Source organism: Anaerobacillus sp. ABR4_321, assembly GCF_056158505.1.
Map to the genome: position 1 here is coordinate 2063301 of NZ_JBSWTK010000001.1, position 24765 is coordinate 2088065.

At 39.3% G+C, this 24765-nt stretch carries 26 protein-coding genes and 7 tRNA genes; 27 read left to right on the forward strand and 6 right to left on the reverse strand.

Annotated elements, in window-relative coordinates:
• Nucleotides 1-7: 7 nt before the first annotated feature.
• Together ACXADT_RS10605 and ACXADT_RS10610 are read left to right on the forward strand one after the other, a co-directional pair.
• Nucleotides 8-1285: a DEAD/DEAH box helicase gene (locus ACXADT_RS10605; protein WP_474835249.1), complete on the forward strand. Its 1278-nt coding sequence runs from the start codon at nucleotides 8-10 to the stop codon at nucleotides 1283-1285.
• 99 nt (nucleotides 1286-1384) lie between these two features.
• Nucleotides 1385-2278: a deoxyribonuclease IV gene (locus ACXADT_RS10610; protein WP_270179308.1), complete on the forward strand. Its 894-nt coding sequence runs from the start codon at nucleotides 1385-1387 to the stop codon at nucleotides 2276-2278.
• A gap of 34 nt (nucleotides 2279-2312) precedes the next feature.
• Here ACXADT_RS10610 and ACXADT_RS10615 read toward each other — a convergent pair whose 3' ends face one another.
• Nucleotides 2313-2573 carry a DUF2624 family protein gene (locus ACXADT_RS10615; RefSeq protein WP_270179307.1) on the reverse strand — a complete coding sequence of 87 codons (261 nt, stop codon included), beginning with the start codon at nucleotides 2571-2573 and terminating at the stop codon, nucleotides 2313-2315.
• A 148-nt stretch (nucleotides 2574-2721) separates the two neighbouring features.
• Between ACXADT_RS10615 and ACXADT_RS10620 the strand changes: the two genes are divergently transcribed.
• The 5 genes from ACXADT_RS10620 (at nucleotide 2722) to ACXADT_RS10640 (ending at nucleotide 6763) form a co-directional block, all read left to right on the forward strand.
• Nucleotides 2722-3588 (forward strand): YitT family protein, encoded by an 867-nt coding sequence (locus ACXADT_RS10620; RefSeq protein WP_270179306.1) that lies wholly within the window; start codon nucleotides 2722-2724, stop codon nucleotides 3586-3588.
• Nucleotides 3589-3905: 317 nt separating this feature from the next.
• Nucleotides 3906-4466, forward strand: a complete 561-nt coding sequence (locus ACXADT_RS10625; protein ID WP_474835247.1) for a transglycosylase SLT domain-containing protein — start codon at nucleotides 3906-3908, stop codon at nucleotides 4464-4466.
• A gap of 255 nt (nucleotides 4467-4721) precedes the next feature.
• The gene (locus ACXADT_RS10630; protein WP_270179304.1) at nucleotides 4722-5495 is read left to right on the forward strand and encodes a metal ABC transporter ATP-binding protein; all 774 of its coding nucleotides are present in this window, start codon (nucleotides 4722-4724) and stop codon (nucleotides 5493-5495) included.
• The gene (locus ACXADT_RS10635) at nucleotides 5496-6335 is read left to right on the forward strand and encodes a metal ABC transporter permease (RefSeq protein WP_474835244.1); all 840 of its coding nucleotides are present in this window, start codon (nucleotides 5496-5498) and stop codon (nucleotides 6333-6335) included.
• A 17-nt stretch (nucleotides 6336-6352) separates the two neighbouring features.
• Nucleotides 6353-6763 (forward strand): Fur family transcriptional regulator, encoded by a 411-nt coding sequence (locus ACXADT_RS10640; RefSeq protein WP_474835242.1) that lies wholly within the window; start codon nucleotides 6353-6355, stop codon nucleotides 6761-6763.
• A gap of 22 nt (nucleotides 6764-6785) precedes the next feature.
• Here ACXADT_RS10640 and ACXADT_RS10645 read toward each other — a convergent pair whose 3' ends face one another.
• Nucleotides 6786-7358 carry a 5' nucleotidase, NT5C type gene (locus tag ACXADT_RS10645; protein WP_474835240.1) on the reverse strand — a complete coding sequence of 191 codons (573 nt, stop codon included), beginning with the start codon at nucleotides 7356-7358 and terminating at the stop codon, nucleotides 6786-6788.
• Nucleotides 7359-7516: 158 nt separating this feature from the next.
• Here ACXADT_RS10645 and ACXADT_RS10650 point away from each other — a divergent pair, with 158 nt between their 5' ends.
• The gene (locus tag ACXADT_RS10650; protein WP_270179300.1) at nucleotides 7517-7924 is read left to right on the forward strand and encodes a hypothetical protein; all 408 of its coding nucleotides are present in this window, start codon (nucleotides 7517-7519) and stop codon (nucleotides 7922-7924) included.
• 45 nt (nucleotides 7925-7969) lie between these two features.
• On the opposite strand, the gene ispG is transcribed toward ACXADT_RS10650, so the two are convergent.
• Both ispG and ACXADT_RS10660 read right to left on the reverse strand, forming a co-directional pair.
• Entirely contained in the window at nucleotides 7970-9088 is a 1119-nt protein-coding gene (gene ispG / locus ACXADT_RS10655) for a flavodoxin-dependent (E)-4-hydroxy-3-methylbut-2-enyl-diphosphate synthase (RefSeq protein ID WP_474835237.1), read from the reverse strand.
• A 140-nt stretch (nucleotides 9089-9228) separates the two neighbouring features.
• The gene (locus ACXADT_RS10660; protein WP_474835235.1) at nucleotides 9229-9558 is read right to left on the reverse strand and encodes a LysM peptidoglycan-binding domain-containing protein; all 330 of its coding nucleotides are present in this window, start codon (nucleotides 9556-9558) and stop codon (nucleotides 9229-9231) included.
• Between the two features lie 165 nt (nucleotides 9559-9723).
• On the opposite strand from ACXADT_RS10660, the gene ACXADT_RS10665 reads away from it, so the two are divergent.
• On the forward strand, nucleotides 9724-10599 hold the full coding sequence (locus tag ACXADT_RS10665; RefSeq protein WP_474811099.1) for a DUF1002 domain-containing protein: 876 nt from the start codon (nucleotides 9724-9726) through the stop codon (nucleotides 10597-10599).
• A gap of 68 nt (nucleotides 10600-10667) precedes the next feature.
• A complete protein-coding gene (locus tag ACXADT_RS10670; RefSeq protein WP_474811101.1) occupies nucleotides 10668-11321 on the forward strand; it encodes an NfeD family protein in 654 nt (217 codons plus the stop codon).
• 45 nt (nucleotides 11322-11366) lie between these two features.
• Here the strand turns inward: ACXADT_RS10670 and ACXADT_RS10675 are convergent, their stop codons facing one another.
• Nucleotides 11367-12140, reverse strand: coding sequence for a DUF1189 domain-containing protein (locus tag ACXADT_RS10675; protein ID WP_474835233.1), 774 nt, complete (start codon nucleotides 12138-12140; stop codon nucleotides 11367-11369).
• A 222-nt stretch (nucleotides 12141-12362) separates the two neighbouring features.
• Here ACXADT_RS10675 and ACXADT_RS10680 point away from each other — a divergent pair, with 222 nt between their 5' ends.
• The 10 genes from ACXADT_RS10680 (at nucleotide 12363) to ACXADT_RS10725 (ending at nucleotide 16262) form a co-directional block, all read left to right on the forward strand.
• Nucleotides 12363-13991: a Na/Pi cotransporter family protein gene (locus ACXADT_RS10680; RefSeq protein ID WP_270180593.1), complete on the forward strand. Its 1629-nt coding sequence runs from the start codon at nucleotides 12363-12365 to the stop codon at nucleotides 13989-13991.
• A 68-nt stretch (nucleotides 13992-14059) separates the two neighbouring features.
• Nucleotides 14060-14542 (forward strand): DUF456 domain-containing protein, encoded by a 483-nt coding sequence (locus ACXADT_RS10685; RefSeq protein ID WP_474835231.1) that lies wholly within the window; start codon nucleotides 14060-14062, stop codon nucleotides 14540-14542.
• Nucleotides 14543-14675: 133 nt separating this feature from the next.
• Nucleotides 14676-14750: transfer RNA gene (locus ACXADT_RS10690), tRNA-Asn, on the forward strand.
• Nucleotides 14751-14753: 3 nt separating this feature from the next.
• Nucleotides 14754-14830, forward strand: a tRNA-Met gene (locus ACXADT_RS10695).
• 18 nt (nucleotides 14831-14848) lie between these two features.
• Nucleotides 14849-14924 (forward strand) — tRNA-His (locus tag ACXADT_RS10700).
• Nucleotides 14925-14932: 8 nt separating this feature from the next.
• Nucleotides 14933-15009, forward strand: a tRNA-Ile gene (locus ACXADT_RS10705).
• Nucleotides 15010-15014: 5 nt separating this feature from the next.
• Nucleotides 15015-15107 (forward strand) — tRNA-Ser (locus tag ACXADT_RS10710).
• A gap of 51 nt (nucleotides 15108-15158) precedes the next feature.
• A tRNA-Met gene (locus ACXADT_RS10715) sits at nucleotides 15159-15235 on the forward strand.
• A gap of 130 nt (nucleotides 15236-15365) precedes the next feature.
• A tRNA-Phe gene (locus ACXADT_RS10720) sits at nucleotides 15366-15441 on the forward strand.
• Nucleotides 15442-15650: 209 nt separating this feature from the next.
• Entirely contained in the window at nucleotides 15651-16262 is a 612-nt protein-coding gene (locus ACXADT_RS10725) for a superoxide dismutase (protein ID WP_270179293.1), read from the forward strand.
• A 34-nt stretch (nucleotides 16263-16296) separates the two neighbouring features.
• Here the strand turns inward: ACXADT_RS10725 and ACXADT_RS10730 are convergent, their stop codons facing one another.
• Nucleotides 16297-16575, reverse strand: coding sequence for a hypothetical protein (locus ACXADT_RS10730; RefSeq protein ID WP_474811104.1), 279 nt, complete (start codon nucleotides 16573-16575; stop codon nucleotides 16297-16299).
• Between the two features lie 100 nt (nucleotides 16576-16675).
• Between ACXADT_RS10730 and ACXADT_RS10735 the strand changes: the two genes are divergently transcribed.
• From ACXADT_RS10735 to phoU, 7 genes are all read left to right on the forward strand, one after another.
• Nucleotides 16676-17923 (forward strand): MFS transporter, encoded by a 1248-nt coding sequence (locus ACXADT_RS10735; protein ID WP_474811106.1) that lies wholly within the window; start codon nucleotides 16676-16678, stop codon nucleotides 17921-17923.
• 108 nt (nucleotides 17924-18031) lie between these two features.
• Nucleotides 18032-20062, forward strand: a complete 2031-nt coding sequence (locus tag ACXADT_RS10740; protein WP_474811108.1) for a peptidoglycan D,D-transpeptidase FtsI family protein — start codon at nucleotides 18032-18034, stop codon at nucleotides 20060-20062.
• 261 nt (nucleotides 20063-20323) lie between these two features.
• Nucleotides 20324-21292 (forward strand): PstS family phosphate ABC transporter substrate-binding protein, encoded by a 969-nt coding sequence (locus ACXADT_RS10745; RefSeq protein ID WP_474811110.1) that lies wholly within the window; start codon nucleotides 20324-20326, stop codon nucleotides 21290-21292.
• A gap of 102 nt (nucleotides 21293-21394) precedes the next feature.
• Nucleotides 21395-22306: a phosphate ABC transporter permease subunit PstC gene (gene pstC / locus ACXADT_RS10750; protein WP_474814753.1), complete on the forward strand. Its 912-nt coding sequence runs from the start codon at nucleotides 21395-21397 to the stop codon at nucleotides 22304-22306.
• Nucleotides 22306-23184: a phosphate ABC transporter permease PstA gene (gene pstA, locus ACXADT_RS10755; protein ID WP_270179287.1), complete on the forward strand. Its 879-nt coding sequence runs from the start codon at nucleotides 22306-22308 to the stop codon at nucleotides 23182-23184. Before pstC ends, pstA begins: the two co-directional genes overlap by 1 nt.
• A gap of 54 nt (nucleotides 23185-23238) precedes the next feature.
• Complete coding sequence (gene pstB, locus ACXADT_RS10760; RefSeq protein ID WP_442865119.1) at nucleotides 23239-24054, forward strand: phosphate ABC transporter ATP-binding protein PstB; 816 nt, start codon at nucleotides 23239-23241, stop codon at nucleotides 24052-24054.
• Between the two features lie 21 nt (nucleotides 24055-24075).
• Complete coding sequence (gene phoU / locus ACXADT_RS10765) at nucleotides 24076-24735, forward strand: phosphate signaling complex protein PhoU (protein ID WP_270179286.1); 660 nt, start codon at nucleotides 24076-24078, stop codon at nucleotides 24733-24735.
• Nucleotides 24736-24765 lie beyond the last annotated feature (30 nt).

The following is a 24765-nucleotide window of genomic DNA, read 5'->3' on the forward strand; positions in this document are numbered from 1 at the left end:
AAAGATAATGAAACAACTTTTTAATAGATTAGAACTTAAACCGTTTTTAATCAAATCACTCGAACAACAAAATTTCACAAGGCCAACAGAAATTCAAGAGCGTCTTATCCCTGCGATTCGTAACGGAGAGAGTGCTATAGGACAATCCCAAACAGGATCTGGAAAGACTCTTGCTTTCTTATTGCCTTTAATTCATAGGATCGATCAAACAAATAATGAGTGTCAGGCGGTTATTACGGCACCGACACGCGAGCTTGCTAATCAAATTTATGATGAAGCAGTAAAGCTTGTGGCGACACTTCCTGAAGAAGAAGCGATTTCGATCAAACAAGCAGTCGGTGGAACAGATCGTAAACGAATGATCACAAAGATGAAAAACACACCTCATATCGTGATCGGAACGCCAGGAAGAATTAAGGACCTCGTAGAAGAGCAGGCATTGAATGTGTATACGGCCTCGATGCTCGTTGTAGACGAAGCAGATCAAATGCTCGATATGGGCTTTATCGAAGATGTCGACTACATCGCTGCTAGGATGGCCCAGAAGCTACAGATGCTAGTATTCTCAGCTACAGTGCCGCAAAGCTTACAGCCTTTCTTGAAGAAATATATGAACAACCCGAAGTTTGTTCAGGTAAATGCTGAAAAGGTGACTGCCGACAAGGTAGAGAATATTTTTGTACCTGCAAAATACCGAGAAAAGAATGATGTTCTTCTAAATGTAACGAAAGCAATCAACCCTTATCTTGCGCTAGTATTTACAAATACGAAACAAACAGCAGATGAAGTAGCTGATTTCCTTATTGAAAGTGGTTACGATGTTGAAAGGCTTCATGGTGATGTACAACCTCGTCAACGTAAACAGATCATGAAGAAAATTCAACGTGCTGAATGTCAGTACGTAGTGGCTACTGATCTGGCATCACGAGGAATCGATATCAAAGGTGTCTCTCATGTTATTAACTACGAGCTACCGAAAGATTTGGATTTCTATATTCACCGAGTTGGTCGAACTGCAAGAGCAGGACTAGATGGTATCGCGTATACGCTAGCAGAACCTTCTGATCAGCAGGCGATTCAAAAATTGATCGATAAAGGAATCGACGTTATCTATAAAGAAGTGAAGAATGGGGAATGGGTTGAAACAAAACCATTAACACCAAGGAAAAAACCTACCTCTTCTAAGCCAGATGTATTCGTACCAAAGCCTAAAAAGGTCAAGCCGGGTTATAAGAAGAAGATGGAGCGCGAACGCGAGCGTCTTCAACATAAGCGCAGAAAATAACCACAAAAGCCCTCTTAACATGAGAGGGCTTTTGTTTACTTTACCTGGTAAAAGCAGCTGTGCTATCATAAAAGTTGTGTTAAGAAAGGATGAAGATATATGCTTAAGATTGGATCCCATGTCTCTATGAGTGGTGACAAGATGCTCTTAGCTGCAAGTGAAGAAGCAGCATCGTATGGAGCTACTACGTTTATGATCTATACGGGAGCTCCACAGAATACAAGAAGAAAAGCAATTGAAAAACTTAACATCGAAAAAGGAACAGCACATATGAAGGAGCACGGCATCGGAAACATCGTTGTACATGCCCCATACATTATTAATATAGGAAATACGACCAAGCCTGAAACGTTTCAACTAGGCGTAGATTTTCTTAGATCGGAAATCGAACGTACTCATGCACTTGGAGCTCGTCAAATCGTTCTACATCCTGGTGCACATGTAGGAGCGGGAGCAGAAAAAGGCATCGACAAAATTATTGAAGGGTTAAACGAAGTTCTTACTGCGGATCAAGAAGTACAAATTGCTCTTGAGACGATGGCAGGAAAAGGCTCAGAGTGTGGAAGAACGTTTGATGAACTTGCAAAAATCATCGATGGTGTCACACATAACGAAAAGCTTTCAGTATGTTTCGATACGTGCCACACCCATGATGCTGGGTATGATATCGTTAATAATTTCGATGATGTTCTAGATGAATTTGATAAGATTGTGGGAATTGACCGTCTAAAAGTACTGCACGTTAATGATAGTAAGAATGAGCGTGGTTCTCACAAAGATCGACATGAAAACATCGGCTTCGGCCATATTGGCTTCGATGCTTTAAATAAAATCATTCATCACGAGCAGCTTAAAGACGTGCCAAAGATATTAGAGACACCTTATGTAGGGGAAGATAAGAAAAACAAAAAAGCTCCATATAAGCTAGAAATCGAAATGCTTCGAGCACAGAAGTTCGATGATCATCTAAAAGAGAAGCTAATGACGAAGTAACAATTAAAAAAACCGCTGAAAAAGCGGTTTTTTATTACTCGTTGAGGAAGGATTTTATCAGCTTATTAACTTGTGATGCTACTCCAGGATTCACTTCACGACTAATTTTCATCAAAATTCTTTTTCTCTGAGCTTTGTTTGATATATCGATGTTTTCTTGTTTTAGTATCTGAACGATTTTCTCAGCATCTTTTCTTGAAAGCGTTAGATTATATTGCGAAGAGAGCTGAAGTAACTCATCAGTGGTGATCCTGTTAAGTTTGAAGTTAACAAGTTGAAGCTGAATTGGATTCATCACGATTCCTCCTTTGACTATCACATACTATGCATGTAGTCGTTCGAGGTGTTAACAAAATGCAAGGATGATCCATGGAATGGTATACTAATTTGTGAAATGTTTTATATAATAGTATCTACATATTTACTATGCCTAGGAGGGCACAATGCAAAAAAAACAACATCGAAAAGAAAGTAAAACGCACCTTGTCTATCGGTTGTTGATGATTTCGATAGGCGCTTTTCTTGCCGCAGCAGCAATTGAATTATTTCTAGTTCCTAACCAATTGATTGATGGTGGAATCATCGGTGTTTCGCTGATTCTAGATCACATCACTCCGTTCAATTTTGCCGTGTTGGTCATCATCTTAAATATTCCGTTCATGTATTATGGGTACAAACAGATAGGAAAGACGTTTGCTTTTTCCACTTTGTTCGGTATTATTGGCCTCGCAGCATTTGAGACACTCCTCCATCATACAGAACCTTTCACGACTGAACCGATATTAGGAACAGTTTTTGGAGGACTTACACTAGGAGTAGGCGTGGGACTTGTCATCCGTCACGGTGGATCAATGGACGGCACTGAAATCTTGGGTATCTTACTTACGAAAAAAGTTCCGTTTTCTATAGGTGAATTTGTCATGTTCGTCAATATTTTCATCTTCACCTGGGCAGGATTTGTCTTCAGCTGGGAAAACGCGATGTATTCAGTAATGGCCTACTATATTGCGTTTAAAACGATCGATACCGTAATTCAGGGGTTAGATGAGACGAAAGCTGTCCTTATCGTATCGGATGCATATGAAGAAATCTCAAATGCTATTCTTGACCGATTAGGTAGAGGGACAACTAAGCTTGTTGGTAAAGGCGGATATACGGATGAAGAAAAAGAGGTCATTTACGTTGTTATTACGAGGCTCGAAGTAACGAAGTTAAAAGGTGTCATATACGATATCGATGACCATGCATTCATCACGATTATGAATACTCAAGAAACACGAGGAGCAAAGTTCAAATCTCCTATTCATTAGACTTCCTATGTGGAAGTCTTTTTTGTTATGTGAAGGGACGTTCAGAAGCACTATAGTAGAAATGTTTGAGATTAACGTGATAGGGTATAACCTTAACTGGTGCTCTCCAGAATTAAATACCAGTTGTAAAGGAGTGCAAGACTATCAATTTTTCTCAACGAAATTCCAGAACGAAAGTATCAGTTATCACTGCAGTTGTTCTTACAATCGTACTAGTACTAGTTCTCATTAATTCTCATCTACTAAAAGAACAAGTTGCTGACGCTGAAACAACAGTCGGGGTTCTAGATAAGAAATCAACATCCCAGAACGATTCAATGAAAGCTCAAACGGAGCTTTTGAAACTGGAAAAAGAAACAGGTTATTCTTTGGATGCTAGCTCAATTAGTATCGAAGAATGGAAACAGGCAAAAGAATACTCAAAGAATTTTTATGAAGACAGCGACGGAAAATTTAAAGAGAAATGGGGATTGTTCCTAGCTTTTCAAGCGATTAAGTCTGATATCGATCCAGCCATTGTTTATGAGTTATTGAAAGTGGAAACTGGTGATAAGTTCGATCCTGAACTCACAGGTCCACAAACAAAGTATGGACGGGCATATGGAATGGCACAGTTCATGAAAAACACTGCCCCATGGATAGCAGATATGGCCGGTATCGATTATTCTGAAGAAAAGCTATTTGATCCCTATTATTCCATGACGTTATCGGTCACGTATTTAGAGTACCTTTATCAAAAATATGATAATTGGGATGAAGCCCTGACGGCTTATAACCGTGGCATAGCTGGTTTGGAGACTTACGTATTAGAAAAAGGAACGCCGAAGAGCGGTTATTCTGAAGAAATACAAGAGAAAGCAAGTCTCCATGAAAGTTAATACCGACATTGGAATAGCACCTGCGTTTCATAGGCGTGAAACGTGAAAAGGGACCCGGTTTGGGTCCTTTTTTATGTGGTAGCGTTCATTGGCTTTGCATGCTACAATTTCATTTGCAGCGGAAGGGTTTTTTTATAAGGAGTTAAGTAATACGAGAGATTAAGCAAATGAAATTTACAAAACCACTTAATAAAGGTATACTACTAATGTAAATCGTAATCATTCTTATAAAAATAAAATGGCAGGTTTTAAATAATGACAAATACAAATATGGTGGATGCAACGAACGTTTCGTTTCATTATGGAGATCGTTATGTTCTAGAAGATGTGTCCTTTACTGTTCCAAAAGGTGCCTTCGTAGGATTAGTAGGGCCGAACGGATCAGGTAAATCAACACTAATTAAGATTATACTTGGTTTATTAAAGCCACAAAAGGGTCAAGTACATTTGCTTGGAAATCAGGTTAATAAATTTCAACAGTGGAGCAAGGTAGGGTACGTTTCTCAAAAAGCAAACAGTTTTAACTCAGGCTTTCCTGCTTCAGTATTTGAAGTCGTATCCATGGGGCTTACTAGCAAACTTGGCTTGTTTAAGTTCATGAACGCTAAGCATAAAAAAGCGGTATATGACGCACTCGCACTTGTTGGAATGGAAGCCTATTCCGACCGTAATATAGGGGAACTATCAGGTGGGCAGCAACAAAGAGTCTTTATCGCTAGAGCATTAGTGAGTGACCCAGACTTTCTCATACTAGATGAACCTACTGTGGGCGTTGATGCTGGTTCTACAAGTGAATTTTATAATTTGCTCGGAAGATTAAACAAAGAGAATGGCATCACACTGCTGCTCGTTACGCATGATATCGGGACGATCACCGATAAGGTCACGCATGTGGCTTGCTTAAATCGAACCTTGCATTTTCATGGTGAAACGGAAGAATTTGAACAGTTTAACGAAAGTGACCTCTCTGACTTTTATGGACACCATGTACATGTTTTAAATCACGACCATGGTCATGGAGGAGTCTAGATGATTCAAGCATTATTGAAATTTGAATTTTTACAGAATGCATTCTTAGCGGGAATATTAATCGGTGTGATCGCTCCGCTTCTAGGAGTGTTTCTTGTCGTTAGAAGACAGGCGTTGATTGCTGATGCACTTTCTCATATCACCTTAGCAGGTATTGCCGCTAGTCTTCTTATGGGGAAATATGTAACAAGTTGGCAGTTCGTTAACCCTGTTTATATGGGGATGGGCTTTTCTGCAGTAGGCTCTTTGTTTATCGAACAACTTCGAAAAGTTTATAAGCATTTCGAAGAGCTTGCTATTCCGATTACGCTCTCAGGTGGAATTGGATTAGGCGTTGTTTTCATATCCTTAGCGGATGGATTTAATTCGGATCTTTTTAATTATTTGTTTGGAAGTGTAATTGCAATAAGTAGAAGTGATTTGTTAGCAGTTACTGTTATTACGATCATTGTCTTAGCTGTTGTGATCTTATTATATAAAGAGCTTTTCTTCCTATCGTTCGATGAGGAGCAGGCTGTGGTTTCAGGAATAAGAGGGAAATGGATTCATATCGTCTTTATACTGATCGTAGCATTTGTGATAGCTGTATCGATGCAGATTGTTGGAGTCCTATTGGTTTCAGCACTAATGACCCTTCCTGTCGCTGCAAGTATTCGTATTGCGAAAGGATTTAAACAAACGATCTTCCTCTCCATCCTCATCGGAGAAGCTTCAGTGATCGGTGGATTGATTCTTGCCTACTATCTCGATATAGCACCTGGCGGAACAATCGTACTTTTATCTGCAATCATATTAGTCATAATTCTCATCTTAAAACGCTGGCAACAAGGGAAATCTTAATGTGAAGAGGTGGAAAGATGAATGTATCTAGTGCACTAGAAATCCTAAAAAACGAAGGATATAAATATACTGAAAAACGAGAGGACCTTGTGGTATTCTTTGCCAAAGAAAAAAGATATCTTTCTGCAAGGGAAGTACTGACGTATATGCAGAAAACATATCCTGGCATGAGTGTGGATACAATTTACCGAAACCTTACTCTTTTTCGAGATTTGGGTATCCTTGAGGAAACAGAATGGAATGGTGAAAAACGCTATCGCCTAAGCTGTGCGACTGATGCTCATCATCATCATCTCATCTGCCTTGATTGCGGAAGAACACGGCAAATCGAGGCTTGTCCAATGGACAATATTCCTGTTTACGATGCAGATTTTGAAGTAGTAGGGCATAAATTCGAGATTTACGGTAAATGCGGAGAATGTCAATAAGGAATGAAAGAAGCGGAAGGGGCTACCTTCCGCTTTCGTAATGATAGAGCCATTTTTTTGCTTCGATCCAACTGTTCATCCGAATCACTCCCGAGGGAACTGTACCTTGGTTATACGGTGTATTAAAAAGGATGACGGGAATGTTGCAGTCTTCAGCGATCGCACACGCATTATCGTGTTTATCTTCGAAGAAAACGTCAACTTGATGACGCTTTATGGATTCGATCTTGTTGTGTTTACCGATTAATTCAATATGATGATACGGTACATCGTTAGTGGTAAACCATTCTTTCGTCGTTTCAAACAGGTGATTCCCTCTTGCGCTAATGTAAACAAGCTCATAATCATCTTTCCATCCATGTAAAGTGGGGTGAGCGTGTTCTGCCATAAACGCGTTGGAATAAATTCTTTCTTCATTTGCTTTTAACCAATTTATAAAATCATCTTTAGAAACATTTAATAGTCCTGCAAGATCATATTGTGTGATATCTTCGAGTACTAATTGTTTGTTGAAGGACGAATTCAAATAAGGTAAAAAGGTTTTTGGGCTTGTAATAGTTCCGTCGATATCAAGCCCTAGTCTTTGTAGTGGCATAAAAAAACTCCTTTTCATTCACTCTCCTTCAATCATATCATATTCAGTGGATCTCAATTGAGGAATTGGTAGTAACTTACTTCATAATAGCAAATAACCTTCCGTATCTTTGCGAATACTAAACATGCTCCACTACAGATTAAAGGTGAGGGATGTATATGACAGAAGACAGACGTGAGGATTTGGAACTTCTGGAGGAAGAAAGAGTTGATCTACAATCGGAAGAAGATTATCTCGAAGAATCAGCTGCAGAAGTAGCACCTTCTGGAGTTCTTGATCGTCCTTATTTACAGTCGCCTGAAAATGAACGTCCAAGAGCTGAGGAGCGCGAAGAACATTTTGAAGCTAAAAGACAGGAGCAAGAGAAAACAGGAGTCGGTGTCGGTATAGCCGCACTAGCTCTTTCGGTCATCTCCCTGTTCATTTTACCCGTCATATTTGGAGCAGCGGGTATCGTAGTAGGGTTTATAGCGAGAAGGAGAGGACTTACGACTCTAGGTAGCTGGGCTATCGGTGTCGGGGTAGCCTCAATGATCATTTCGTTATTCTTCGCACCGTTCTTTTAGTGGATAAATGTAAAAAGAGCCTGTTCATTTGAACAGGCTCTTTCTTTATGCGTTTGATTCAGCTTTTGCTTTTTCTTCTTCCATCTTCTTGTAATGCTCTTCAGCAATCTTATCGACTTCTTTTTTCAGTTCGTCAACCATAATTTCTTCCGGGACTTTTCTTATGATTTCACCATGACGGAAAAGTAGCCCTTCACCACGTGCACCTGCGATACCGATATCCGCTTCACGTGCTTCTCCTGGTCCATTTACTGCGCAACCTAACACTGCAACTTTGATTGGAGCCTTAATCGTGGAGATGTATTCTTCAACTTCGTTGGCGATACTGATCAGATCGATCTCGATCCTTCCGCAAGTTGGGCAAGAAATCAACGTTGCTGCATTAGCAGCAAGTCCAAACGATTTAAGAAGTTCTCTTGCGACTTTGACCTCTTCTACAGGGTCAGCACTTAGAGAGATACGTGCAGTATTCCCGATCCCTTTTGAAAGAATGACTCCGAGACCTGCTGCGCTTTTTACAGTCCCTGCAAAAAGAGTACCTGATTCTGTAATTCCTAGATGCAGCGGGTAGTCAAAAGCTTTCGCAGCAAGTTCGTATGCTTCTGTTGCAAGGTTTACATCGGAAGCCTTCATAGACACAATGATGTCATAGAAATCAAGGTCTTCTAGAATCTTAATGTGATGAAGTGCACTCTCTAACATTCCTTGTGCTGTTGGATAACCATACTTCTCCAAGATCTTTCGTTCAAGTGAACCAGCGTTTACTCCGATACGAATAGGAATGCCTTTTGCTTTTGCTGCTTTAACAACTGCTTCGACTTTCTCTCTTCGTCCGATATTACCTGGGTTGATACGGATCTTATCAGCTCCACCTTCGATAGCTTTGAGAGCGAGCTTATAATCAAAATGGATATCTACTACAAGCGGAATGTTGATTCGCTTCTTTATTTCTGGAATGGCATTTGCTGCGCGCTCATCAGGACAAGCAACACGAACAACCTGACATCCAGCTTCTTCTAAACGCTCGATCTCAGCCACAGTGGCTTCGACGTCGTGTGTTTTAGTCGTTGTCATACTTTGAATGACGACTTCATTGTTTCCACCTATAGTCAAAGGACCAACTTTTACAGGTCTTGTCTTTGTACGGTGAGTAATTTCATTCATGCGAAAATCGCTCCTTTTACATGTAGGATCATACCTCATGATTAGATAGCTTGGATTATTTCTTTCCTGCATAAGGATTTAGACTCATTAATAATACTATCTCATTGTAGCAACTTATGAATACGATTGACAAGAAATAATCACTGGGTTTCCACATCCATGTAAGATGGAACTTTATATTGTTCTCCTATTTGGATATGTGTAGGGGAAATTCCGTTTAACTGTTTAAAATCATCTACCACAGTATCTATAGAAACTGGAATCGAACCGTTCGTCTTTTCAACAATTGAAAGAACCGTATCTCCCGCAGCTACTTTGTAGAGGACATAAGGCTTTTCTCCCTGCTCGTTGGATTCGGAAACAACTTGTACTGCAGGAGGATTATACGTTGCAAGAGTTCCGGTAGTTAAATCGTAATAGGTGGTGTGAAGGACGAGAATTATTATAAAAGCAGTTAGTAGTTTACGCATTGCAAACCCCGCTTTCTTAACTGTTTTTACTTTTACCTTATGCTTGTCCCACGAGGTTATTCCTCTGTTTTTCGAATTTTCTTTTCTTTGAGGAAGGACTGCAGTAAAATAACATGCATATAGGTGTATTACTTTCCTTACTTCTAAAATAAAGGAGAATGAATGATGATCAAAAAACTTTTACCATACTTATTAACAGTTAGTTTGCTTGTGTTCGTATTACCTATAGATGCATTGGCTGATGCCAGTGAAGGGGACGTCATCATTACGCTTGGTGAAGATTTATCAGAGAGTCAACAACAGGAATTATTGAAAGAAATGAATGCTCCAGAAGAAGCATTAACCGTTACGGTATCGAATGAAGAAGAACATAAATACCTTGGTGATTATATAAGTAAAGGCTTGATCGGAACACGTGCTCTTTCATCATCATCGATCACGATAGGCAAAAAGGATGAAGGGTTGAGTGTAGAAACCAACAACATCAATTGGGTAACCGATGAGATGTATACAAACGCTTTGATAACGGCTGGTGTTAAGGATGCTGCCGTTTATGTCACTGCACCCATTGAAGTGTCTGGAACGGCTGCACTCACTGGTTTGATAAAAGCGTATGAAGTCAGTATGGACAAAGTGATACCAGAAGAGCAAAAACAAGTCGCAAATGAAGAGCTTGTAAAGACAGCTAAGCTAAGTGAAAGCATTGGAGCTGAAAAAGCTACAGAATTAATGACAAAGATAAAAGATGAGATAGCATCGAATCCACCTGAAACAGAAGAAGAGCTTAGAAGTCTAATTCAACAAATCGCAAAAGACTCAGGTATTGAATTAACAAATGAGGAGTTAGACGGCCTTGTTGCGTTATTTGAACGAATGAAGAATTTAAATATTGATTGGGACCAAGTTAGAAGCCAATTAGAGAATGCAAAAGAAAACTTGAATGAATTTCTAAACAAGGAAGAAACAAAGAATTTTATTAGCAAGTTTATTGATTTTATTAAATCGATCATCGATAGCATCGCTGGGGCGTTTCAATCATAAAAACCGAGAAACTTTTTTGATCTTCATTCGTATATAGGATAGAGGAATAAATAGGGAGGCGGTTTTGGATGGATATTTTAGCTGTACCTGCGATTGGATTCATCGTCGTCTTATTAGGGGTCTTATTCTTATTCGGGGAAATTCTAGTGCGCACAAAAGGTATTTTTGGACTGATTGGGATATTGATTTTAACGCTTTATTTCAGTTTCCACCTTACGTCGACAGTTTCAATCCTCTGGATGGGATTGGTCTTTGCAGTAGGTCTTGGTTTAGTGGTGCTTGACGGAAAGTTACTAAACGATGGTACCTTTGGATTAATTGGTATCCTTATCATGATTACTGCTGTCGCGTTACCTTCACCTTCTTTCATATACGGACTTCTCGTATCTAGTGGTTTTCTATTAGGAGCAGCTGCATCATTCTTATTCTTGAAGGTATTTACTGCGAGGAAGATGTGGACGAAAATGACCTTAAAAGATCGATTAAGTGGTGATATGGGTTATAACTCGATGAATAGTGAATACAAAGACCTGGTAGGTCATACAGCAAAAGCGATCACACCATTTAGGCCAAGTGGAACGATCGAAGTGAATAATAAGAAGTATAGCGCTATTTCAGTTGGAAGATGGATCGATGAAGGTACTACTGTAACGATAACAGATGTGGATGGAACAAGAATCTTGATAGAAGAAAAAGTAGCTGATGAAACCCTGCAAGTGTAAAGAAGTCCTCCCGGCACACCGGGAGGACTTCTTTTGTTCTAACGATTATTCTTGCCTCTTTTTGGGGAGTGGAATTTCTTTCAGTACCATATACAATAGCAAGATCGCTACGAACCAGTATACTAAAAAGCCAAATGGAACTTGCGTACGTAACAGGCTCATAATAGTGAAAAATAACGTCGGTATCGTTACAGAATAGGCAGAAAGTATCCAAAGCTGCTTATAGGAAACTCTTCTCTTGATCATATTTTTCAAGGTCAAACCAATTGTAGCAAGGACCGTCACACCTATAAATTTAAGACCTGTTTGTAAAAGATACACGACGAAAATGACAAGGGGTATAAAGATAGGAAGCAAATCATCGAGTGTTTGTGACAGTTCAATCACATCACTTTTTGTGAAACTCATCGTACTGAAGTTACTATAATCAAATTCCTGTAATGTACCAGAGTCTTTAATCATTATTCTGTCTTCTAAAAATGCGATGACAGTCTGATATCCTTCTACATCATCAGGTTTTGTTTCACCAGTAGCGTCAAAGATAAATGTTTCTCCGTCTTCCTTCGTGATATACGGCTCATCTTGATCAGCAGATAACGTTCCATCTACAAGTTTAAATTCAGGAACGTCACTTATATGGGATTTCAATTCATCGTAAGCATTCGTAAATGTAACGGTGGTTAGAATTCCAACTGGTACGGATGCAAGAAGCATTAAAAGAAAAACATATAAGATCGGTTTTCCAAGCTTTTGAAAACGAAAGCGCGCCATCATCTTTGGAGAATAAAGGCTGTAAAATAGTTGTTTAAATATGTTCAAATTCAAATCTCCTTCCATTAATTACACAAACCCATAAACTAGTTTAGCTTATATTCCACTTAGGGAACAATAAACTCGGTTAAAGTTTTTCATTCCCTTTGTGAATAAATCATTACAAAATCTATATTTAGTCTTTACAAAAGAAAGGGTGATGTAGATAATAGACAAGGGACTTTGTTGAGTATTGTCGAAAAAAATAAAATGGTGCAAGGGGTTGAAATGATGGAACTCAACGTTCAGGAGATGATCTTTCAGTTTGTGGGAGGTCTAGGTATTTTCCTGTTTGGACTTAAGTATATGGGTGATGGCCTTCAAAGATCAGCGGGCGATCGGTTAAGAGATATATTAGATCGCTTCACAACGAACCCATTCATGGGTGTGTTAGCAGGTATAGTCGTTACTATCTTGTTACAAACCAGTTCAGGCACTACAGTTCTTACAGTAGGACTAGTAAATGCAGGATTTATGACTCTTAAGCAGGCTATCGGAGTTATAATGGGAGCAAATATAGGAACAACTGTAACAGCATTCATAATTGGTATACCTATCAAAGATTACGCACTACCTATCCTATTTATTGGTGCAGCATTGATCTTCTTTGTTAAAAACAAAAAGATAACGTATCTTGGACAGATCATCTTTGGTTTTGGTGGTTTATTCTATGGTTTAGAACTGATGAGTAACGGTATGAAACCTTTAAGAACTCTTCAGGTATTCCAAGATCTTACGGTTAGTATGAGTGAAAACCCAATATTGGGAGTAGTCATCGGTACCGTATTTACTGTCATCGTACAGAGTTCAAGTGCTACGATTGGCGTTCTGCAAAGTTTATTCTCTCAGGATGCTATGTCCCTACAAGCTGCTATGCCAGTTCTATTCGGAGATAACATAGGAACGACAGTAACTGCTGTTTTAGCATCGATTGGTGCCTCAGTTGCAGCAAGAAGGGCAGCACTTACACATGTAATATTTAACTTAATTGGTACTACAGTGTTCTTGATTATATTATCACTGTACACACCTTTCATTGCATATATCCAAGATGCACTTAATTTAAATGCAGAAATGACTATTGCATTTGCACACGGTATTTTTAATGTTTCTAATACAATCATTCAGTTCCCATTCATTGCATTACTTGCTGTATTAGTAACAAAAATTATTCCTGGTGATGATACTGCGATCGAGTATAAGCCAAAGCACCTTGATCCGGTATTTATCGAACGTTCTCCATCTGTCGCGCTTGGACAAGCAAAAGAAGAAGTTATTCGTATGAGCGAATTTGCTTATAAAGGTGTAAAAGAAGCTTCGAAATATGTCACTTCAAAAGAGCAAAAAAGTGCAGAGAAAACTGCTCAATATGAAGACGCGATCAATAACTTAGACACAAAGATCACAGATTATTTAATTCAGCTATCTGCAACCTCTCTTTCAGCTGAGGAGTCAACTCGACATGGTATGTTGATGGACTCAGTTCGTGATATTGAGCGAGTTGGAGATCATATGGAAAATATCGTCGAGCTCGTTGATTATCAGATCAGCAACAAAGTGAAGATGACTGATGTAGCTATGAAAGATCTCGATCAAATGTTTGATCTTACGCTTACGACTCTTCAACAGGCATTTGATGCATTGGATAATTGGGATGTTGAGAAGGCTCGAGAAGTTGTGAAATTAGAGAATAAGATCGATAAAATGGAAAGATCTCTTCGTAAGCAGCATATCATGAGGTTAAATGAAGGCGAATGTACAGGAAGTGCAGGAATCGTCTTTGTAGATATGATCAGTAACCTAGAACGTATAGGTGATCACGCTGTTAATATTGCAGAAGCAGTTATCGGAGAAGAGTAATAAAAAGTCGGGGCTTAGCTAGCCCTGACTTTTTTTATTCTATATAATAGAAGAAAAAGGGGGGCAACATGGATATCTTATACTGGGTACTCATAATAGCATCGTTTATAGTGGCGTTTGTAGGACTCATCTATCCAATCATTCCATCGGTTCTTTTTATTTACATAGGATATATTGTGTACGGTGTATTTTTCGAATTTAGTTCAATGACAATTTCTTTTTGGATTATTCAAATTCTATTTACCGCGCTACTATTTCTTGCTGATTATGCTAGCAACTTATTTGGAGTCAAGAAATATGGAGGATCGAAAGCCGCCATATGGGGAAGTACTATAGGGTTATTGGTCGGACCTTTCGTTATCCCTTTTCTAGGAATTATTCTTGGTCCTTTCATTGGGGCAGTGGGAGCGGAATTAATCTTTCATCGAAAACCATTAAGAGAGTCGATTAATGTAGGAGTCGGATCTTTACTTGGTTTTCTTGGGGGAGCGTTAATGAAAGGTGCTATTCAGGCAATAATGATTGTTATCTTTCTTGTTTATGTTCTTTAGTAATCTTGATGAAGGGACAAAACCATGCTATAGTAATTTCATCGCTGATTTTCAGCAATAAAAATTATATCACAAAAGTTATTGACTTCTTTTTAAACTATATGGTATAGTTATTCTTGTCGTTAAGAGATATTCCACAGTAGCTCAGTGGTAGAGCTATCGGCTGTTAACCGATCGGTCGTAGGTTCGAATCCTACCTGTGGAGCCATATGGCGGTGTAGCTCAGCTGGCTAGAGCGTACGGTTCATACCCGTGAGGTCGGGGGTTCGATCCCCTCCGCCGCTACCATATTAACTTAACACAATGGCGATTGTGGCGAAGTGGTTAACGCACCGGATTGTGGTTCCGGCATTCGTGGGTTCGATTCCCATCAGTCGCCCCATTTACATTGGACCCTTAGCTCAGCTGGTTAGAGCTGACGGCTCATAACCGTCCGGTCGCAGGTTCGAGTCCTGCAGGGTCCACCATACGCGGAGGAATACCCAAGTCTGGCTGAAGGGATCGGTCTTGAAAACCGACAGGGGCTTAACGGCCCGCGGGGGTTCGAATCCCTCTTCCTCCGCCATCTTTCTTCTAAGTATGGAAAAGTAAGTTAATAATCGTATGATTTTATCGTCGCGGGATGGAGCAGTTCGGTAGCTCGTCGGGCTCATAATCCGAAGGTCGCAGGTTCAAATCCTGCTCCCGCAACCAATTTAAAAAAATTAACTACGTCGATTTATCTTCCTTATTAATTTTTAATCGTAGTCCCTCTAGGGGTAACCTAAACTCATAATTTGAGTTCACTCTTTCAAACATAATAGTACATAAAATTAACAATCATGGCTCTGTAGCTCAGTCGGTAGAGCAGTGGACTGAAAATCCACGTGTCGGCGGTTCGATTCCGTCCGGAGCCACCATATTAACATCGATTCACCACCTTGTAGGTGGTTTTTTTATGTTTACGATTCTTTATGTGTGGAATTATAAAAAGTGGTGACGATATCACGATGTTAAACATTTGAAAACAAAGGATAAATCTGCTACTGTAAAAATGTGATACATTGTGATCATGACTTGTGACGCAATAGTCACAAGGGTTACATACTTTTAAAGGAGGAGATTTACAATGGCTAAATTTGAACTACCACAACTACCTTACGATTTTAACGCTCTAGAGCCACATATCGACGAAGAAACAATGAAGATTCACCACGGCAAACACCACAATGCTTATGTTACAAAGCTAAACGGTGCACTTGAGGGTCATGAAAACTTAGCTGACAAAAGCCTTGAAGATCTTCTTGGCAACCTGGATGCTGTACCTGAAGGAATTCGTACTGCAGTAAGAAATAATGGTGGCGGACATGCTAACCACACACTTTTCTGGCAAGTACTTAGTCCAAACGGTGGCGGCGAACCATCAGGTGACTTGAGCGAAGCAATCAAAAAGAAATTTGGAAGCTTTGAAAGCTTCAAAGACGAGTTCGCTAGTGCTGCTGCAGGACGCTTTGGTTCTGGCTGGGCATGGCTTATCGTTAAAGGTGGAGAACTAGAAATCACTAGTACTCCAAACCAAGATACTCCTGTAATGGAAGGCATTACTCCAATTCTTGGCCTTGACGTTTGGGAGCATGCTTACTATCTTAAGTATCAAAACAAGCGCCCAGATTACATCAGTGCATTCTGGAATGTTGTTAACTGGGATGAAGTAGCTAAGCGTTACGAAGCTGCAAAATAATAGCCAAAACCCCGACAGTATTGTCGGGGCTTTTTTATGGTTCTATTCTTGTATAGACGCTTCCCAGATGTTCTAATAGATAGCCAATAACAAGGTCTGTAATTGCACAGCCATCATTGAAATCGTACTTGCTATAGGAAAAAATTTGATTTTCCCTGATCGATATGAAGAATGTAGGCAGCGTTAATGAATTTTTTTCTTCATTATATGTATGTGGCTGCTCAAGTTTTGTCGCAAAAGAAATCAGTTGTGATAAAAGAGTATTCTTAATTTGATGAGAAATGACGTCCCCTGTATAGATAAAATAATACATCGAACTCTCCTTTCAAAAACATCTTACCCATTTCTAATCTTTCGCATAAGGAGACAGAATTAATACAAAATAAGGGAGGAGGAAAAAAGGGGAGTTTGCCATGAAAGTACTTAAACACGTAATGGGTGATATAGCTGTTACAAAAGATCTACTCTTATTATTAACGATCGGCGGATTGTATGCTTTGAGCATTGCTCTTTCAAATACGTTTGTAAACGTTTATTTATGGAAACAAACAGGTGAATTTGCAGATATTGCGATTTACAACCTTTCAGTTGTCATCAGTCAACCGCTTACATTTATTTTAGCTGGACGATGGGCTAAAAAGATGGATCGAGTGATTGTATTGAGAATCGGCGTAATCTTTTTGGCGCTATTTTATATTACGGTTTTACTACTAGGGCAAAATGCTGGCCAGTTACTCGTCTTATTGGGAGCACTGCTTGGAATTGGGTTTGGGTTTTATTGGCTTGCGTTTAATGTATTAACATTTGAAATAACTGAGCCTGATACGAGAGATTTTTTTAATGGTTTTCTAGGACTTCTAACTTCTTTTGCTGGAATGATCGGTCCTATTTTCGCAGGAGTAGTCATTTCAAGTCTTGAATCATACACGGGGTACAAAATCATATTTGGAGTCTCACTGGTGCTTTTCTCAGCTGCGGTTATCTTGAGTTTTTTCTTAAAGAGGCGATCAGCGAAAGGCAACTTTTCATTCATGCGAGTTTTCAACGAACGTAAATCGAACAGCGATTGGCTAAATGTTCTTCATGCTCACTTCTTCCAAGGGTTAAGAGAGGGAACATTTATTTTTGTCATTGCTGTTCTCGTATTTATTACGACTGGCAGTGAGCTTGCGATAGGAACATTTGGTTTGGTGAATTCCGCTGTTTCGTTCCTGGTTTATTACCTTGCGACAAGATTAATAAAACCACGTTTTCGTATAAAAGCAATTCTTTATGCAGGAATTATGCTATATGTCTCAGTGGTTATTCTTTTATTTGAATTAACGTTCCCGCGCTTGCTGCTTTACGGCATTTGTATTTCAATCGCTTATCCCGTTTTGTTTGTTCCATATGTATCACTAACATACGATGTGATCGGAAAAGCTTGGAATGCTGCGGAAATGAGGATTGAGTACATTGTAGTAAGAGAGGTGTATTTAAACTTTGGAAGGGTTGTATCGATTACAGTGTTTCTAATAGCGATCTCGATTTCAAACGATGTTCAAATCGTACCTACACTATTGATGATCCTAGGAATTGGTCATTCCATTATTTTCTTCTTCTATAGAAAACTCAAGATTGTTAGGGCTTTTAGTGAAAAGTCGGTAGAGCCAGTTCAATAGCTCATTATACCCTTTACAATTGGTGTATCACTAAGTATAGTAAATAAATATGGGATAGGGCACCTGTACTCTACAGGTGCCTAATTGTTTGTTGAAAGGAAGAATAACGTGAATCCTAATAGAAAGAAAAAGAACCACGTGCCGATAAGGTTAAATATATTATTCTTGTCCGTTTTTATTTTATTTTCAGTTCTTGTATTGCGTCTTGGCGTCATTCAAATTGTGGACGGTGAAGAATATGAACGGGTATCAGAGCAGACTGAAAATGTAACGGCAGAATCAAGTGCGCCTAGGGGAAAGATGTATGACCGTTACGGAAGAGTTCTTGTAGATAATAATCCCGAGTTCGCTCTTACTTACATAAGAACACAAAATACGAATCAATCAGAACGATTAGATCTTGCAAGAAAACTCGCCGAACTAATCGAGAAAGATTCTGAAGAAGTTACAGATCGGGATTTAAAGGATTATTGGATCGTGACTCGCCCAGAAGAAGCGAAACAGAAGCTCTCAGAACAAGAGTGGGAGAATTTAGATTCAACAGAGGCTTACAAGCTCCAAATAGAGCGCATCGATGATAAAGATTTAGCTGAAATAAAAGCTGATGAGACTGAACTAGAAGTAGCAGCCATAAAGAGAGCGATGGATAATGGGTACGCTCTTTCTTCTCAAACGATTAAGATGGGGTTAACGGAAGATGAGATCGCACGCATTAGTGAAAACCTCGGTGAATTACCTGGAGTTGATATTCAAGCTGACGCGACAAGGGAATATCCATATGGTGAGACGCTTCAAACAATCTTTGGAAATGTAGGACACATTCCTCGTGAAAGCCTTACTTATTACCGAATTAGAGATTATGATAGGAATGACCAAGTAGGTATTAGCTATCTTGAGAAGCAATATGAAGAATTTCTCAAAGGACAAAAAGAAAAACAAAAATTTGTAACGGATAAATCCGGTGAGCCGATTGGTGAGCCAGAAGTAATAGAGGGACAACGCGGAAATGATCTTGTTTTATCGATCGATATCGATCTACAACAACAAGTAGAGGAAATTTTAGAAGAAGAATTACGTGATGCCAGAAAATATGGTGCGACTAGAGGGTATGTTGTGATGATGGACCCTGCTACTGGTGAAGTTCTATCAATAGCAGGTAAAGCTTATAATAATGGGAAGTATACGGGCAGAACCTTTGGTGTGATCGGAGATTCATATGCGATGGGCTCTACGATTAAGGGAGCTACAGTATTAACTGGGTATCAATATGATGTCATTAATCCCAACGATATGCTAGTAGATGAGGTGCTTCGATTTTCGAATGGTCAAACCAAATCTTCTTATACCTCTAGAGCGATGGGCAGAATATCGGATTTAGTGGCAATACAAAAGTCTTCAAACGTCTATATGTTTAAAATCGCAATGATGATGGCAGGGTATGACTACGAACCTAATAAGAGGAGTAGCTATAATCCTGAAGCGTACAATCAAATGAGAGAAGCATTCTCTCAATTTGGATTAGGTGTTCCAACTGGAATCGATCTCCCTGGTGAAAGTGCAGGTCTTAATGGAGGAATTGGGGTGTTCGGTAATTTACTTGATTTGTCGATCGGACAGTATGATACGTATACGCCAATGCAAATGGCGCAATACGTTTCTACGATTGCAAATGGAGGCTATCGCATTAAACCTCATCTATTAAAAGAAGTACATGAACCATCAGAAAGCGATACACTGTCCAATACTGTTCTTTTTCAACATACTCCTGAAGTATTGAATAAAGTAAAAATGAGCAAAGATGAAGTAGAACACATTCAAAGGGGAATGTGGATGGTTATGAATACGAAAGAAGGAACTGCAGGAACGAATTATAACTTCTTTCAGAGTGATGACTATGTTGCAGCTGGAAAGACAGGAACGGCTCAGATCGGAGAGGAGTACAATTTGACCCTTGTAGGATTTGCTCCTTATAACGATCCTGAGGTTGCCTTTTCTGTTGTCATACCGGAAGTAAACGATTCGAGCTCTGGCTTTGTTAATAAGAAAATAGGCGGAAGAATATTAGATGCCTATTTCGACCTCAAAAACAAGGCGAAAGTACCTAGTGGAAGTGAAATTGAAAATAAGGATAAAGAATGAGATAAAAAACCGCAGAAATGCGGTTTTTTCTTTTTGGTTTGGGAAGAGTAAGGATTAATCAGGTCTAAAGTCCTGCGATTTCGACAACAATTCACAATTATATGCAAGAAAATCAGCATTTCTACAAGCATTTACACTATCTTTACAATCGGTTTATATGCAATTAATAAACAAGCTGTATTCTTGTAATTGTGGTTGAGAGGTCAGTAGCAGTCCTAATGACCCATACAAAAAAACACATCCATTTAGGGGGAAAAACACATGAAGTTTAAAGGCATCGCACTAATGCTAGTAATGTCATTGATTTTGGTTTTCGCAGCAGCTTGTGGAAACAACTCAGAAAACGCAGGAAACAACGCTGGCGGTGAGTCTGGAAACGGAGAAGAAGTATCAGGAGAAGTAATGGTTGACGGATCTTCTACTGTATTCCCGATCTTTGAAGCTCTAGCTGAAGAATATGCAGCTGCTCAACCTAAGGTTCAAGTTAGTGTAGGTGTTTCCGGTTCTGGCGGTGGATTTGAAAAATTCTCTAACGGTGAGACTGACATGAGTAACGCATCTCGTCCGATCAAAGAAGAGGAAGTCGCTGCACTAGAAGAAGCTGGAATTGAATTTACTGAATTCGAAGTTGCAAAAGATGGACTTTCTATCGTTGTAAACGCTGAGAATGATTGGGTAGATCAGCTTACAATTGAAGATCTCAAGAAAATCTGGACTGGCGAAGTTTCAATGTGGAGTGAAATCAACTCTGAATGGCCTGAAGAAAAGATCGAACTATTTAGCCCAGGTACTGACTCTGGTACGTATGACTATTTCAATGAAGTTGTTCTAGAAGAAGAGCAAATGAATAAAGAAGCTACACTTTCTGAAGATGACAACGTTCTTGTTAACGGTGTAACTGGATCTAAAAACGGTATGGCATTCTTCGGATATGCTTACTACCTTGAAAACAAAGATAATTTAAATGTTGTTCCAATTGTAAATGGTGAAGGCGAAGCAATTGAGCCAAACGCTGAAACAATTCAAGATGGAACGTACGAGCCACTTTCTCGTCCACTATTCACTTATGTTAAGCATTCTGCTGTAAAAGACAACCCTGCAGTATATGACTTCAATAAGTTTATGATTGAAAATGCTGGTGAGATGGCTGAAGCTGTTGGTTATGTAGCTCTACCTGATGAGAAGTATACAGAAGCTATGGATAAGCTTAACGAGATCGCTGGAAAATAATGAATTGAAAACAGTTTGGTGAGGAGTGAACTTACTCCTCACTTTAACCTGTTTTGCTCTAGTGTGAGGGGGAGTACTATTATGGAAAGATCAATTCGTCAGATGATTAAAGATAGAAAAGATAAGCAAAAAACAAGATTAAATTTTATGGAGAAATTGGTTCCTGGTTTATTGCTTGTATGTGCTATTCTTTCAGTTCTAACGACGCTAGGAATCGTGTTTACACTTATTGTTGAAACCATTACGTTCTTTAGCCGCGTTTCAATAGTGGAGTTCTTTACAAATAAAGATTGGTATCCTTTCTTTGAAGGGGATCCTGACTATGGTATTTGGCCGCTTATTTCAGGAACTCTTATGATTACAGTTATTGCTATGCTTGTAGCAATCCCATTCGGATTAGCTGCTGCCATTTATTTGAGTGAATATGCAAGTGATCGTGTAAGACGATTTATTAAACCGATATTGGAAGTACTAGCAGGAATTCCAACGATTGTTTACGGATTCTTCGCGCTAACATTTGTAACTCCGGTATTGCAGAACGTTATTCCAAATCTTCCTGTATTTAATGCTTTGAGCCCAGGAATTGTGGTTGGGATTATGATCATACCAATGGTCGCTTCCCTATCTGAGGATGCTATGAGTTCTGTTCCAAATGCAATTAGAGAAGGTGCTCTCGGACTAGGTGCAACTCGTTTTGAAGTTGCGGTGAAAGTTGTTCTACCTGCAGCTCTCTCTGGTATCATCGCTTCATTTGTTCTAGCTATTTCAAGAGCGATCGGAGAAACAATGATCGTAACGGTAGCTGGTGGTGCTACACCTAAGCTAACAATGGACGTAACCGAGTCGATTCAAACGATGACTTCGTATATCGTTCAGGTGAGTCTTGGAGATGCTGGATTTGGTACAACGATCTACTATAGTATCTATGCAGTAGGGATGACGCTGTTCTTATTCACTCTGATCATGAACCTCATCGCTCAATATATTTCTCGAAGATTCAGGGAGGAATACTAATGCAATTAATCGATCAATCAAAAGTTAAAAGTAAAATGCAAACGAGGTTGATGAAGAACAACGTTCTAAAAGGAGTCTTTTTTGGGGCTACTATGTTCGCGCTTGTTGTTCTCGTTATCCTCCTTTATCGGATATTCACTCAAGGAATTGGGTATTTAGACTTAGAATTCTTTCAAAACTTCGCATCACGTTTCCCTGAAAAAGCAGGAATAAAGGCTGCATTTTATGGTTCCTTGTGGGTTATGGGAGTCATTGCACCTGTTTCATTGATTCTAGGAGTTGGTACAGCGATTTACCTTGAAGAATACGCAAAGAAAAACCGATTTACGACGTTCATTCAATTGAACATTTCAAATCTTGCGGGTGTGCCATCTATTGTATTTGGTTTACTCGGTCTGACAGTATTCGTTCGTATGCTTGAGATGGGACGTAGTGTTCTTGCCGGTGGTTTAACGATGAGCTTATTGATCTTGCCGATCATCGTTGTAGCTTCACAGGAATCCGTTCGTTCTGTGCCGAAAGAATTAAGGGAAGCATCTTACGCAATGGGAGCGACGAAGTGGCAAACCATTCGCAGAGTCGTACTACCAGCAGCAATTCCAGGAATTTTGACTGGGGGAATTTTGGCACTATCAAGAGCAATTGGTGAAACAGCACCACTCCTAATGATTGGAGCTCTTACGTTCGTTGCATATTTACCTGAGAACCTTCTTTCTGGTTTTACTGTTATGCCGATTCAGATCTTTAACTGGACAAGTCGTCCACAAACAGAATTCCATGACGTAGCGGCAGCTGGAATTATTGTTTTACTCGCTATGCTTTTAATCATGAATTCTATCGCTGTGTTAATTCGTAATAAATTTTCAAAACGTTTATAAGAAAAGTCGTGCTCTACTCATCAACATGAAAAGGGGAATGTTATCATGAAAACAATTATGGATGAAAAAAAGATCCAAAAACCTCAACGTGCTGAAGCTGAACAAAAAGCAGATGGTCAATCAGTATACAAAATTGAGAACTTCAACTTATGGTATGGGAAAGATCAAGCGTTAACGGATATTAACTTTGAAATTCCTGAACATAAGGTCACTGCAATTATCGGACCTTCAGGTTGCGGAAAGTCTACATTTATCAAAGCCCTAAACAGAATGGTTGAAATGGTGCCGATCGTAAAAATGTCTGGTGATATTAAATACCGTGACAATAATATCTTCGATAGCAAATATAAAGTTGAAGATCTTCGTACAAAAGTAGGAATGGTATTCCAGAAGCCAAACCCATTCCCGAAATCTATCTATGAGAATGTGGTATACGGCCCTAAAATCCACGGAATCAAGAATAAAAAAGTACTCGATGAAATCGTAGAGAAAAGCTTAAAAGGCGCAGCTCTATGGGAAGAAGTGAAAGATCGATTGAATGAAAATGCATACGGTCTTTCGGGTGGACAGCAACAGCGTCTTTGTATTGCGCGCTGTCTTGCAATCGAACCAGACGTTATCTTGATGGATGAGCCAACATCCGCACTTGATCCGATCTCTACACTTAAAGTTGAGGAACTCGTTCAAGAATTGAAGAAAGAATTCAGTATCATCATCGTTACGCATAACATGCAGCAGGCAGCTCGAATCTCCGATAAAACAGCCTTTTTCCTAAATGGTGAAGTGGTTGAATTCTCTGATACGAACAAGCTGTTTTCTAATCCATCAGATAAGCGTACAGAAGACTATATTACTGGCCGTTTCGGTTAAAAATTTCGGGGGTGACTGTTTATGGTAGTTAGAGAAAATTTCCAAGAACAATTAGATGAAATCAAAGCTCAACTGTTAGAGCTAGGTTCTCTTGCTCAGCTCGCTGTTGACGAATCAATTAAAGCATTGAAAAACCAGGATGTAGAGAAAGCTCTTGAAATCATCGATAATGATCACGAAATTAATGAACTCGAAGAAGAGATCAACGAAAAAGTAATCTGGCTTATTGCAAAAGAGCAACCACTTGCTTCAGACTTACGTCGTTTGATTTCAGCGCTTAAAATTTCTACTGATGTTGAAAGAGTAGGCGATCTGGCTGTTAACATCGCGAAGTCGATCATCCGAATCGGTGATAAACCTTTCGTAAAGCCAATCGAAGAGATACCTGCTCTTGCTGAAAAAGCAAACAACATGCTAAGAGAAGTATTGTCATCCTTCTATGAAGAAGATGTGAATCAAGCGAAAGCTGTTGCGGATGCTGATGACGAAATCGATACGATGTATGGTCGATTGGTAAAAGAACTACTCGAACTCATGACAAAATACCCTGATAGTATTAGTCAGATTCAGCAACTCGCATTTATCTGTCGTTACATTGAGAGAATTGGTGATCACTGCACGAATATCTCTGAAAGTGTGATTTATGTTGTAAAAGGTAAACGATACGATTTGAACGCTTAATATGTAAGCCGCCTTCCTATATAGGAAGGC